This window comes from Pseudomonas sp. MYb118, from assembly GCF_040947875.1.
GTDB lineage: Bacteria > Pseudomonadota > Gammaproteobacteria > Pseudomonadales > Pseudomonadaceae > Aquipseudomonas.
The window spans coordinates 727,850-741,006 of sequence record NZ_JBFRXN010000003.1 but is presented as its reverse complement, the minus strand read 5'-3'; the positions used below and the strand labels follow the sequence as shown (position 1 = coordinate 741,006).

Here is a 13,157-nt window from a genome sequence, read left to right as displayed (position 1 = left end):
AAAGCAAATGCAACAACAGCCTCTTCTCACGGAGCGCAATAAAAAATGCATAAGCCAACCGATGTACTGGACCTGATTTCCCAACGCAAGACGCAGCACGGCTTGCCCGGCGCGGCGTACTCCGACCAGGACGTCTACCGTCAGGACCTGGAGCAGATCTGGCACCGCGAGTGGATCTTCGCCGGTCACACCTTCGAGCTGGAAAAACCCGGCCAGTACCTCACCCTGCAAATCGGCGACTACCCGATCGCCATCGTACGTGGCGCCGACGGCCAGGTCCGCGCGTTCCACAACGCCTGCCGCCACCGTGGTTCCAAGGTCTGCACAGAGGCCAAGGGCAAGGTCGCCAAGCTGGTGTGCCCGTACCACAAGTGGACCTACGAGCTGGACGGTCGCCTGCTGTTCGCCGGCAACATGGGTGGCGATTTCAACCCCGCCGAGCACAGCCTCAAGCCTGCGCACTGCGAAGTGGTGCACAGCTACATCTACGTCTGCGTGGCCAAACAGGCCCCGGACTTCGAGAAATTCCGCAGCGCCGTCTCCCCGTTCATTGGCCCGCACTACCTGGAAGACTGCAAGGTCGCCTACGAGTCGAACCTGGTGGAGAAAGGCAACTGGAAACTGGTGTTCGAGAACAACCGCGAGTGCTACCACTGCGACGGCTCGCACCCGGAATTGCTCAACTCTTTCGTCGAGAACGACTCGGTACAAGGCACCGGTGGCGACGCCGACCCGGAACTGGCCGCGCACTGGAACAGCTGCGAAGCCGGTGGCCTGCCCAGCCGCCTGGTGATGGACGCTGACGGCCAGTACCGAATGACCCGCATTCCGCTCAGCGCCGGGGCCAGCAGCTACACCATGGACGGCAAGCCCGCCGTGGCGCGCCGCCTGGATCGCAGCCAGGTGCCGAACATCGGCGCCCTGCTCTACTTCAACTACCCGTCCACCTGGAACCACTTTTTAGGCGATCACGCCCTGAGCTTTCGCGTATTACCGCTCGGCCCCGGCGAAACCGTGGTGACCACCAAGTGGCTGGTGCCCAAGGACGCCCAGGAAGGCGTGGACTACGACATCGAACGCCTGACCAAAGTCTGGGTCGCCACCAACGACCAGGACCGTCGTCTGGTCGAAGGCACCCAGGTGGGCGTGACGTCCCCCGCCTACGAGCCGGGCCCGTATTCGTCGCTGGTGGAAAACGGCGTGTGCCAGTTCGTCGACTGGTACAGCACGCTGATGCTGCGCCGCCTCGGCGAAAACGCCGCACAACGCATCATCTGAAACAACGTTATTGAAGGCAGAAGATAACTGCATCAAGGACTGACTCACGTTCGGTTTTCGAACGGACTGCCAATGCCACACCCCGAACGCCAGCCTCTGGTCAGTAAGGGTTAACAGTTGGTTATAAACATAAAAAGAGGGTCGTATGAGCCATCCCGAAGAGATTCTTTCGGTCAAGAACATCTTCAAGGTTTTTGGTCCCAACCCGGACCTGGCCATGAAGATGCTGAACAACGGTGCCGACAAGAACGAGATATTTCAGAAGACCGGCCATGTGGTCGGCGTGTTCGACGCCAGTTTCTCGGTCAAGCGCGGTGAGATCTTCGTGATCATGGGCCTGTCCGGCTCCGGCAAGTCGACCATGGTGCGGCTGTTCAACCGCCTGATCGAACCCACCAGCGGCAGCATCCACCTCAACGGCAAGGAAATCACCGGCCTCTCCGACAAGGCGTTGCTCGACGTGCGCCGCAAGGAAATGGGCATGGTGTTCCAGTCCTTTGCGCTGATGCCGCACATGAGCGTGCTGGAAAACACCGCGTTCGGCCTGGAGATCTCCGGGGTCAGCGAAAGCGAACGGCACAGCCGCGCCAAGGAAGCCCTGGCGCAAGTAGGTCTTGCCGGTCATGAGCACAGCTACCCGCACCAGTTGTCCGGTGGCATGCAGCAGCGCGTCGGCCTGGCCCGGGCGTTGGCCAACGATCCGACCATCCTGCTGATGGACGAAGCATTCTCGGCGCTGGACCCATTGATCCGCAGCGAGATGCAGGGCGAGCTGATCCGCCTGCAGGCCGAGCAGCAACGCACGATCATCTTCATCTCCCACGACATCGAGGAAGCGATCCGCATCGGCCATCGCATCGCGATCATGGAAGGCGGTCGCGTGGTGCAGATCGGCACGCCCCAGGAGCTGATCAACCAGCCCGCCAACGAATACGTGCGCACCTTCTTCAAGGGCTTCGACAGTTCACGGGTGCTCAAGGCCGGCGACGTCGCCCAGCTCGATCCGGAAACGGTGTGCCGGGTCAACGGCAAGGCGCCGCAGTTCAAGGCCTGTGCGGCCTACGGCTACTTGATCGACGACCAGGACCATCTGCTCGGCGTGGTCGACACCGACGAGCGCGGCACCTGCTCGGGCGACGGCTACTGCCTGCACGAACAGCAACCGGTGTACACCGACACGCCGTTGCACGACGTGCTGGATATCGCCGCCAACCTGCCCTACCCGGTCCCGGTGCTCGACCGCGATGGCGCCTTCAAGGGCACCGTGTCGAAGAACCAGTTGCTGCAGACCCTGAGCCGCCACTAAGCGCCAGTGTCCCTTTGAAGAGGTAGCCACAATGTCCGATTTCAGCTTTCTCGACCCCTTCCAGACCCTCACCATTCCGCTGGGTGACTGGGTGGAAAGTGTACTGAACTACATGGTGCACAACTTCCGCGACGTGTTCCGTGCGATCCGCTGGCCGATCGACCAGGTGCTCAATGGCATTGAGTTCACGCTACAGAGCATCCCGCCAAGCATCGGCATCATCCTGTCGTCGCTGCTCGGTTGGCAGCTGGCGGGCAAGCGCATGGCGCTGCTGTGTTTCGTCACCCTGACCTTCCTCGGCCTGATCGGCGTGTGGTCGGAGTCCATGACCACCCTCGCCCTGGTGCTGACCTCGGTGTTCTTCTGCGCGCTGATCGGTATTCCGCTGGGCATCGTCTGTGCCCGCAGTGATCGCCTGGAAAAAGTCATCCGGCCGATCCTCGACGCCATGCAAACCCTGCCGGCATTCGTCTATCTGGTGCCGGTGGTGATGCTGTTCGGTATCGGCAACGTTCCCGGCGTGCTGGTGACCATCGTATTTGCGCTGCCGCCGTTGGTGCGCCTGACCAACCTGGGCATTCGCCAGGTGCCGGAAGACAAGATCGAAGCCGCCCGCGCCTTCGGCTGCACGCCACGGCAGATGCTGACCCGCGTGCAGTTGCCGCTGGCCACCTCGACCATCATGGCCGGCCTCAACCAGACCCTGATGCTGTCGCTGTCGATGGTGGTGATCGCCTCGATGATTTCCGTGGGCGGTCTGGGCCAGATGGTACTGCGCGGCATTGGTCGCCTCGACATGGGCCTGGCCACCGTCGGCGGTATCGGCCTGGTGCTGCTGGCGATCTTCCTCGACCGTCTGACCCAGGCCATGGGTGCCCGCACCAATGCCGACCCGAGCAAACGCTGGTACCAAACAGGTCCCGTGGGTGTGTTGCTACGCCTGACCGGTAAAAAGCCAGTCCAGGTGGCAGGCAAGACCGCCTGACGCTTACGTTTTTTTCAATCTGCCGTACACCGATAACAACCACTAAAAGGTACGTGATGATGTTGAACCGCACATTCACCCGCAACCTGCTCCAGTGCGCTGGCGCCGTGACCTTCACCCTGGCCTCGCTGGCCGCCCTCGCCTCGGCCGACAAGCCTGGCGAAGGGGTCAAGGTCACCCCGATCTTCCCCTCGATTGCCGAGGAACGCTTCCGTGGCGAAGTGGCGATGGAGGGCCTGCGCGAGCTGGGCTACAACGTGCAGGAGCCGAAGGAAACCGAGTACGGCGTGATGATGATGGCGCTGTCGGCCGGTGACGCCGACTTCACCGTGCACCTGTGGGACCAGTTGCATGACGAGTTCTACCAGAAGGCCGGTGGCGACAAGACCATGATCAAGGCCGGTGACATCCTGCCGGGCGTGCTTCAGGGCTACCTGATCGACAAGAAGACCGCGGACAAATACAACATCAAGTACATCACCGACATGAAAAAGCCGGAGATCGCCAAGCTGTTCGACACCGACGGCGACGGCAAGGCCGACATGACGGGCTGCAACCCGGGCTGGGGTTGCGAGCTGGTGATCGCCCACCACATGAAGGCCTACGACCTGGAGAAGTCGATCACCGTCAACCAGGGCTCGTACTTCGCGCTGATGGCCGACACCATCACCCGCTACAAGGAAGGCAAGCCGATTTTCTACTTCACCTGGGTACCGCAGTGGATCGCCAGCGTGCTGGTCGAAGACAAGGACGTGGTCTGGCTGGAAGTGCCGAAGACCGACCTGCCGGGCGGCAAGAACGACGTCAACACCATGTACAAGGGTAAGAACCTGGGCTTTGCCGTGGACAAGGTTGAGGCGGTGCTGAACAAGGACTTCGCGCAGAAGAACCCGGCCGCCCTGAAGTTCCTCTCGCTGGTGCAGATCAGCACCGACGACGAGAGCGCGCAGAACCTGAAGATGCAGGACGGCGAGAAGAAGCCCAAGGACATCACCCGTCACGCCAAGGAATGGGTCGCGGCGCACCGCGCGCAGTTCGACGAATGGCTCAAGGCCTCGCGGGCGGCAGCGATGCAAGCCCAGAACTGACCCATTGATTCCCGACCCTTCACCGGGTCGGGGCTGGGGAAAAACACTCAACCGAATCAGCCGGAACCAGGACGGCTTCCTGGTTCCATTGAATTCTTGCGCCTTGAAATCAGCGCACTGGCCTGCGCGATCACGCTTGCAACGTTGCACTGCATCAGGATTTGAACATGACAAAAATAACTTCGTTGCCGGCTGATGATGATAGCTGTGGCTGGTTTCACACCAGCCGCCAGCGCACCCCCACCGCAGCCCATCAAGGCAACAGCGCTGCCCGCTGGGTGATCGTCGGTGCCGGTTTCACCGGCCTGGCGGCGGCGCGCCAGTTGGCCAGCCACTTTCCTGACGAGCAGATCATCCTGCTCGACGCGCAACCCGTGGGCTTCGGCACCTCGGGGCGCAATGCCGGTTTTGCCATCGACCTGCCCCACGACATCGGCGCCGAGGATTACATCGGCGACATCACCACCGCGCGCAAGGTGATGAAACTCAACCTCAGCGGCAAGAACACCCTCAAGGAACTGGTGCAGCGCTTCGACATCGACTGCCAGATGAAGCACTGCGGCAAGTACCAGGCAGCCGTCGAACCCCGTGGCATCGCGGTGCTCGAGGCTTACCGCAGCGGCCTGGACAAGCTCGACCAGCCCTACGAAATGATCGAAGGCCGTGACCTGCCGGAGCACATCGGCACCTCGTTCTACCGCAAGGCGCTGTTCACCCCTGGCACGTCGCTGCTGCAACCGGCGGCACTGGTCAAGGGCCTGGCCGACACACTGCCGGGCAACGTGACCCTTTACGAGAACACCGTGATCACCGAGGTCGAATACGGTAACCGCACTGTGCTGCGCCACGCTGGCGGCTCGATCACCGCCGACAAGCTGCTGCTGACCAACAACGCCTTCGGCCAGCACTTCGGCTTTCTCAAGGGGCGCATGCTGCCGGTGTTCACCTACGCCAGCCTGACGCGGCCGATGACCACCGAGGAACAGTCGCGCCTGGCCGGCAAACCCTACTGGGGGCTGATCCCGGCCGACCCGTTCGGCACCACGGTGCGCCGCACCCCGGACAATCGCCTGTTGATCCGCAACAGCTTCAGCTTCAATCCGGACGGGCGCAGCCACCACAAGTACCTGGAGCGGTTCGCCGCGCGCCATCGCGCTTCGTTCGACCGGCGCTTCGCGATGCTGCCCGGCCTGCCGTTCGAATACACCTGGGGCGGCGCACTGGCGCTGTCACGCAACCACGAAGGTTACTTCGGCCAGTTGGGGCCCAACGTCTACGGCGCGTTGTGCTGCAACGGCCTGGGCGTCACCCGTGGCACCGCTACCGGCCAGTTGCTGGCCGACTGGCTGGCCGGCGAGCGCAACGAACTGATCGAGTTCCTGCTCGATTCGCCCGGCCCGAATGCCAATCCACCGCAGCCCTTCCTCTCCCTCGGCGTCAACCTGAACCTCGCATGGGGGCAGATGCGCGCTGGCAAGGAAGGCTGATCTTGAACGCACTACACAACAATCACTGCACTGAGGCTCAATCATGAAATTTGAAGGTATCTACACCCCGGCCATCACACCGCTGGCAGCGGACGGCAGCATCGACAAAGCGGCGTTTGCCAATGTCCTGGAGTACCTGGTCGAGTCCAAGGTTCATGGTGTGATCATCGGCGGCTCCACCGGCGAGTACTACGCCCACACCGCCCAGGAGCGCTTCGACCTGGCGGCCCAGGCCAAGGACGTGCTCAACGGCCGCCTACCCCTGATCGTCGGCACCGGCGCGATCCGCACCGAGGATTCGGTGGCCCATGCCGCGGCCGCCAAGGAAATCAAGGCCGATGCCTTGCTGGTGGGCACCCCGCCCTATGCGCTGCCGACCCAGCAGGAAATCGCCGTGCACGTCAAAGCCGTGGACCGCGCCGCCGGACTGCCGATCATGCTCTACAACTACCCGGGCCGCATGAGCGTGAACATGGGCGATGAGTTCTTCGACGCCGTGGCCGATGTGAAAAACATCGTCGCCATCAAGGAAAGCTCCGGTGACATGGCCCAGCTACATCGCCTGGCCATCCAGCGCCCGCACATCGCGCTGTCCTGCGGCTGGGACGACCAGGCCCTGGAGTTCTTCGCCTGGGGCGCGTCGAGCTGGACCTGCGCCGGCTCCAACTTCGTCCCCCGCGAACACGTGGCCCTGTACCAGGCCTGCGTGCTGGAAAAGGACTTCACCAAGGGCCGCAAGATCATGGCCGAACTAATGCCGCTGATGGATTTCCTCGAAGGCGGCAAATTCGTCCAGTCGATCAAGTACGGCAGCGAATTGCAGGGCCTGCACACTGGTGGCGTACGCGCGCCATTGCAGGGCCTGGACGACCACGAGAAAGCGCAACTCAAGGACGTGATCACCACCCTCAAGCGCAACATCGCCCAAATCACAGGAGGTGCCTGAAATGGCTGAATTACTGAGCAAGGAACAATACACGGCGCTGGCCTACCAGTTGAAACCGCGCACCCAGGCGTTCATCGACGGCGAGTTCCGCGATGCGGTCTCGGGCAAGACCTTCGTCACCACCAACCCGGCCACCGGGCAGAAGCTCGCCGACGTCGCCGCCTGCGACGTGCAGGACGTCAACCTGGCGGTCGCGGCCGCCAAACAGGCCTTCGACGATGGCCGCTGGACCAACCTCACGCCGGGCGAGCGCAAGCACATCCTGCTGGATTTTGCCCGCCTGCTCGAAGAAAACGCCCATGAACTGGCGGTGCTGGAAAGCCTGGACAGCGGTAAACCGGTCAGCGAGTGCCAGAACGTCGATGTGCCGGAGACCATCCACACCATCCGCTGGCACGCCGAGCTGATCGACAAGATCTACGACAACACCGCTCCTACCGGTAAAGCCGCGGTGACCATGGTGGTGCGCGAAGCCATCGGTGTGGTCGGCCTGGTGCTGCCGTGGAACTTCCCGTTGCTGATGCTGGCCTGGAAGATCGCCCCGTCGCTGGCGGCGGGTTGCTCTATCGTGGTCAAGCCTGCCCGGGAAACCACCCTCAGCGCCCTGCGCGTGGTCGAACTGGCGCACCAGGCCGGGATTCCGCCGGGGGTGTTCAACATCGTGCCTGGCGGTGGTCGTGAGGCTGGCGAAGCGATTGGCCGGCACATGGACATTTCCATGGTCAGCTTTACCGGTTCCACCGACACCGGTCGGCTGTTCCTCAAGTACGCGTCGGAGTCCAACCTCAAGCGCGTGGTGCTGGAACTGGGCGGCAAGAACCCGGCCGTAGTGATGAACGACTGCGAGAACCTCGATGAGGTGGCGCAGTTCGTCACCGCTGGCGCGTTCTGGAACATGGGCGAGAACTGCTCGGCGTCGTCGCGGCTGATCGTGCACAAGGATGTGAAGGACGACCTGCTCGGGCTGATCGCCAAGCACCTCAAGGACTGGAAACTGGGGGATCCGCTGGACCCGGACAATCGCCTCGGCGCCATGGTCAGCAAGGCGCACTTCGAGAAAGTCAGCTCGTACCTGGACCATGCCGCCGAGCGCAAGCTCAAGGTGGTCCAGGGTGGCGCCACCGAAGCGGGTGTGTTCGTGCAGCCGACCATTGTCGATGGCGTCAGCCGCGATGACCGCCTGTTCATCGAAGAAATCTTTGGCCCGGTGCTCAGCGTGACGTCGTTCTCGACCATTGATGAAGCCATCGAACTGGCCAACGACACCGTCTACGGCCTCGCCGCCTCGGCCTACACCGGCAGCCTGCGCAACGCCCTGCGCCTGTCCCGGGAAATTCGCGCGGGCGTGGTGACCGTCAACTGCTTCGGCGAAGGCGACGCCTCGACCCCGTTCGGCGGCTACAAGGAATCGGGCTTCGGCGGCCGCGACAAGTCGATCTGGGCGCATGACCAGTACACCGAGCTTAAGACCATCTGGATCAATGCATCGTAAACCCCTGTAGGAGCGAGCTTGCTCGCGATGGGGCCGGCACATCCAACATCACCGGTGCCTGACACACCGCCATCGCGAGCAGGCTCGCTCCCACAGGTTTCTTCGGTGAACACAGATTTTGTGCACGGCCGGAGGCACTGTGGGAGCGGGCTTGCTCGCGAATAGGCCAGCACATCCAACCTCATCGGTGACTGAAACACCGCCATCGCGGGCAAGCCCGCTCCCACAGGTTTTTTCGGTGAGCGCAGATTTTGTGCACGACCGCGAACACTGTGGGAGCGAGCCTGCTCGCGATGCGGTTGTACATCCAACATCATCGCCACCTGACACACCGCCATCGCGAGCAAGCCCGCTCCCACAGTTTGTGCAAGAACATGCAGCATTTGTATGGGTTGATGCCTGACAAATGCCAAAACAAACCCACCAACCCATCAAATCGCCGGCTGCCGCCCGGCATTTTGCCGCCTCATAATGGACTTACAACAATAAAGGGGTTCCCCCTGGGGCGTGTAAGCCATGTACAAAGACCTTGTCGTCAAACCTCGCAAAACCGACAGCGCCGCCTTCATGGGCGCGGTGGCTGCGGTGATTTTCATCATTACCTTGCTGATCGGATTGGGCCAGGGCCGCTTGTCCCAGTTGATGGGTCCCATCGTCCTCGACTTGCAGGCACCGCTGGCACGTGACATCGCGGTGGGAGGCACCCTGACCCTGACGCTGGTGCTCAACCTGTTCATCCTCGGCCGCCTGCCCCTGCGCACGCAGATCATCACGGTGTGGTGCGAATTGCTCGCGCTGTTCCTGCTGTTCTTCGACACCTTCAACCTGTCCTACAGCTTCATCGCCACGAAACTCGGCTTCATGATCACCCAGGGCGTGTTCACCACCGTCTACGTGTCCGCGATCTCGATTGCCATCGCCTTCGTCCTCGCCCTGCTCGGCGCCACCGCACGCCTGTCCTCCAACGGTTTCGCAATCGCCATCGCCAGTTTCTACACCTCGTTCTTTCGCGGGGTGCCGCTGCTGATCCAGATCTACCTGATCTACCTCGGCATCCCACAGCTCGGCTACGTGGTCGGCGCCGTACCCGCCGGCATCCTCGCCCTGTCGCTGTGCTACGGCGCCTACATGACCGAGATCTTCCGCGCCGGCATCAGCAGCATTCCGCGCGGCCAGTGGGAAGCCTCGCGGGCCATTGGCCTCAACCCCTGGCAGACCATGACCCGGGTGATCCTGCCGCAGTCGATGCGACTGATCATCCCGCCCACCGGCAACCAGTTCATTTCGATGCTCAAGGACAGTTCGCTGGTCTCGGTGATCGGCGTCTGGGAGCTGATGTTCCTCGCACGCACCCAGGGCCGGGCCGAGTTCCGCCACCTGGAAATGCTCATCACCGCCGCCGTGCTCTATTGGCTGCTGTCGATCCTGCTGGAAACCGTCCAGGCCCGCCTGGAAAAGCACTTCAACCGTGCCCACCGCTAAGCCAGGAGCCTTGTGATGAATCAGCTTGCAACCGCCTTGTCCCCCGCCGTCTCGATTCGCGACATGCACAAGTGGTACGGCGATTTCCATGTGCTCAAGGGCATCGACCTGCACATCGCCAGCGGCGAAATCGTGGTGGTCTGTGGCCCGTCGGGTTCCGGCAAATCCACCCTGATCCGCTGCCTGAACCTGCTGGAAGACTTCCAGAAAGGCGCGGTGTACATCGACGGCACCGAACTGACCCGCGAGGCCAGCCGCGTGGCCGACATCCGCCGCCAGGTCGGCATGGTGTTCCAGCAGTTCAACCTGTTCCCGCACATGACCGTGCTGGAAAACCTCATGCTCGGCCCGCGCCTGGTGAGCAAGCTCAGCGAGGCCGAAGCCCGCGAGCTGGCCTGCGAATACCTGGACCGCGTGCGCATCCGCAACCAGGCCGACAAATTCCCCGGCCAGCTCTCCGGCGGCCAGCAGCAACGCGTGGCCATCGCCCGCGCCCTGTGCATGCGCCCGCGCATCATGCTGTTCGACGAACCGACCTCGGCACTCGACCCGGAAATGGTCAAGGAAGTGCTGGATGTCATGGGCGAACTGGCCCAGGACGGCATCACCATGGTCTGCGTCACCCACGAGATGGGCTTCGCCCGCCGCGTGGCCGATCGCATCATCTTCATGGACCAGGGCTGCATCATCGAGCAGGCCAAGCCCAACGAGTTTTTTGACAACCCGCAGCACGAACGCGCCCGGGAGTTCCTGTCACAGATTCTCAGCCACTGAGAAACATCAGCCGTCGATAACAACAACAAAACCAGCACCAAGACTACTGGAGACTGACTCATGCGCTCATTGACCCGCTTCTTCGCTGCAACCGCCGTCGCTGCAGCCTTCACCGCCACCGCAGGCGCCGCCTGGGCCGGCGCCACCCTGGACCGCATCCACGAGACCAAGGTGATCAAGGTGGCCACCGCCGCCAACTGGCCGCCGCAATCGTTCCTCGGCCCGGACAACAAGCTGCAGGGCTTCGACATCGACGTCGCCACCGAAATCGGCAAGCGCCTGGGCAGCAAGGTGACCTTCGTCACGCCGGAGTACGGGATCATCACCGCCGGGCGCTGGGCCAACCGCTGGGACCTGTCGGTGGGCTCCATGACCCCGACCACCGAGCGCGGCCGGGTGCTGGATTTCCCGGCGATCTATTACTACACGCCGTACGTCTTCGCGGTGCACAAGGATGCCGCGGGGGCCAAGGCCGCCGATCTGAACGGCAAGACCATCGGCGTCGAGGCCGGCACCACGTCCGAGGACTACATCAACCGTCGCCTGAAGATCGACGCCGCCGACGTGCCGGCCTTCACCTACGAGGTCGAGCCTGGCGAGGTGCAGACCTACGGCGACAGCATGGGCCCGCTGGATGACCTGCGCATGGGCAACGGCGTGCGCCTGAACGCCACCCTGTCGGCGCTGCCGACCGTGGTCGCGGCGGTGAAGAACGGCTACCCGATCGTGCAGGCCGAAGGCAAACCCGCCTACTACGAACCGCTGGCGCTGGCCACCGACAAGGGTGATGACGCCTTCAACAGCGCGCTGACCAAGATCGTCGCCGAGATGAAAACCGACGGCACCTTGAAGCAGCTGTCGCAGAAGTGGTACGGCGCGGACCTGACCCAGGTCCAGTAACCCCCTAAGCCATCAAACCAAGTCAGGCCGAGCGCCCGTGTTCAACGCGGCGCCCGGCTCGCCTGTGCCGTGAAGAAAAGGACAACGCCCTTCATGTACATCAACAATTACTACACCGCCACCATGCAGTACGCGCCCGAACGTGCGCCGCTGGAGGGCCCCGAGCAGGCCGACGCGTGCATCGTCGGCGCCGGGCTGGCCGGGCTCAGCACGGCCTGGGAGCTGCTCTCGCGGGGCAAGTCGGTGGTGCTGCTCGACGCCGGTCGCGTGGCCTGGGGCGCTTCCGGGCGCAACGGCGGTTTTGTCCTGCAGGGCTGGTCCGAGGGTTTGTCGGCCATCGAGCGGCGCTGTGGCAAGGCGACCGCGGCGGCGTTGTTCAAGCTGTCCCTGGAAGGCGTCGACACGGTGCGCGAGATGATCGCCCGCCACCAGTTTCCGGGCTGCACGCCGACCACGGGCAAGCTCAGCGTGGTGCGCTACGAAGATGGCGACAACCTGCAACGCACCCGCGACAAGATGGCGGCGGATTTTGATTTCCACCTCGAATACCTGGATCGCCAGGCGGTGCGCGAACGGCTCAAGACCGACCGCTACTTCCAGGCGCTTCGCGATACCCATGGGTTTCACTTCCATCCGCTCAATTACTGCCTGGGCCTGGCCGGGCTGATCGAGGCCCATGGCGGGCGGATTCACGAGCATTCGCCGATGGTACGGGTCGAGAGCGAGCGCGGTCGCCACCGGGTGATCACGCAGAGCGGCAGCGTCGATTGCGCCACCGTGGTGTATTGCTGCGGCGGCTACGGTGGCCGCGAGTTCGGCAAGCTGCGCCGCGCCTTCCTGCCGATTGCCACCTATGCGGTACTCACCGAGCATCTGGGCGAGCGTCTGCCAGATGTGATGTGCACCACCGATGCCGTCGGTGATAACCGCCGCGCCTCGGACTACTACCGCGTCGTCGATGGCGATCGCCTGCTCTGGGGTGGGCGCATCACCACGCGCAACCTGCAGGATGAAAAGCGTCTGGGGCAGTTGCTCACCGACGACATCCTGGATGTCTACCCGCAGTTGCGCGGGGTCAGGATCGACAAGGCGTGGTCCGGCTTGATGGGCTACGCACGGCACAAGATGCCGCACATCGGTCCGCTGGGCCAGGGCCTGTGGACGTGCACTTCGTTCGGGGGCCATGGTATGAACACCGCGCCGATTGGCGCGCGGGTGATTGCCGAAGCGATTTGCGGCGAAACCGACCGCTACCGGCTGTTCGACGCCTATGGCCTGGAGTGGAATGGCGGCCCGCTGGGGCCGGCGGCGGCACAAACGGTTTACGCAGGCCTCAAGATGATGGATATATTCCAGGAAGCCCGCTCGCAACGCCGAGCGACCCACAGTCACTGAAGCCCCGCGAGGTAACGTTTGTGT

At 63.0% G+C, this 13,157-nt stretch carries 11 protein-coding genes; all 11 read left to right on the top strand.

Annotated elements, in window-relative coordinates; genetic code table 11:
* Nucleotides 1-45: 45 nt before the first annotated feature.
* The 11 genes from ABVN20_RS24750 to ABVN20_RS24700 all read left to right on the top strand — a co-directional run bounded on the left by ABVN20_RS24750 (nt 46) and on the right by ABVN20_RS24700 (nt 13,133).
* Nucleotides 46-1,278 carry an aromatic ring-hydroxylating dioxygenase subunit alpha gene (locus ABVN20_RS24750; protein ID WP_368558381.1) on the top strand — a complete coding sequence of 411 codons (1,233 nt, stop codon included), beginning with the start codon at nt 46-48 and terminating at the stop codon, nt 1,276-1,278.
* Between the two features lie 145 nt (nt 1,279-1,423).
* Nucleotides 1,424-2,584: a glycine betaine/L-proline ABC transporter ATP-binding protein ProV gene (gene proV, locus ABVN20_RS24745; RefSeq protein ID WP_368558380.1), complete on the top strand. Its 1,161-nt coding sequence runs from the start codon at nt 1,424-1,426 to the stop codon at nt 2,582-2,584.
* A 31-nt stretch (nt 2,585-2,615) separates the two neighbouring features.
* Nucleotides 2,616-3,569: a glycine betaine/L-proline ABC transporter permease ProW gene (gene proW, locus ABVN20_RS24740; RefSeq protein ID WP_368558379.1), complete on the top strand. Its 954-nt coding sequence runs from the start codon at nt 2,616-2,618 to the stop codon at nt 3,567-3,569.
* 59 nt (nt 3,570-3,628) lie between these two features.
* Nucleotides 3,629-4,657: a glycine betaine/L-proline ABC transporter substrate-binding protein ProX gene (proX, locus tag ABVN20_RS24735; RefSeq protein ID WP_368558378.1), complete on the top strand. Its 1,029-nt coding sequence runs from the start codon at nt 3,629-3,631 to the stop codon at nt 4,655-4,657.
* Nucleotides 4,658-4,824: 167 nt separating this feature from the next.
* Complete coding sequence (locus ABVN20_RS24730; protein ID WP_368558377.1) at nt 4,825-6,144, top strand: NAD(P)/FAD-dependent oxidoreductase; 1,320 nt, start codon at nt 4,825-4,827, stop codon at nt 6,142-6,144.
* A 43-nt stretch (nt 6,145-6,187) separates the two neighbouring features.
* Complete coding sequence (locus ABVN20_RS24725) at nt 6,188-7,090, top strand: dihydrodipicolinate synthase family protein (RefSeq protein WP_368558376.1); 903 nt, start codon at nt 6,188-6,190, stop codon at nt 7,088-7,090.
* A gap of 1 nt (nt 7,091) precedes the next feature.
* Nucleotides 7,092-8,582: an aldehyde dehydrogenase gene (locus tag ABVN20_RS24720; protein WP_368558375.1), complete on the top strand. Its 1,491-nt coding sequence runs from the start codon at nt 7,092-7,094 to the stop codon at nt 8,580-8,582.
* A gap of 516 nt (nt 8,583-9,098) precedes the next feature.
* The gene (locus tag ABVN20_RS24715; RefSeq protein ID WP_368558374.1) at nt 9,099-10,064 is read left to right on the top strand and encodes an amino acid ABC transporter permease; all 966 of its coding nucleotides are present in this window, start codon (nt 9,099-9,101) and stop codon (nt 10,062-10,064) included.
* Between the two features lie 15 nt (nt 10,065-10,079).
* Nucleotides 10,080-10,838 carry an amino acid ABC transporter ATP-binding protein gene (locus ABVN20_RS24710; protein WP_368558373.1) on the top strand — a complete coding sequence of 253 codons (759 nt, stop codon included), beginning with the start codon at nt 10,080-10,082 and terminating at the stop codon, nt 10,836-10,838.
* A 60-nt stretch (nt 10,839-10,898) separates the two neighbouring features.
* Nucleotides 10,899-11,738: a transporter substrate-binding domain-containing protein gene (locus ABVN20_RS24705; RefSeq protein ID WP_368558372.1), complete on the top strand. Its 840-nt coding sequence runs from the start codon at nt 10,899-10,901 to the stop codon at nt 11,736-11,738.
* A gap of 93 nt (nt 11,739-11,831) precedes the next feature.
* Complete coding sequence (locus tag ABVN20_RS24700; RefSeq protein WP_368558371.1) at nt 11,832-13,133, top strand: NAD(P)/FAD-dependent oxidoreductase; 1,302 nt, start codon at nt 11,832-11,834, stop codon at nt 13,131-13,133.
* The last annotated feature ends 24 nt before the right edge of the window (nt 13,134-13,157 follow it).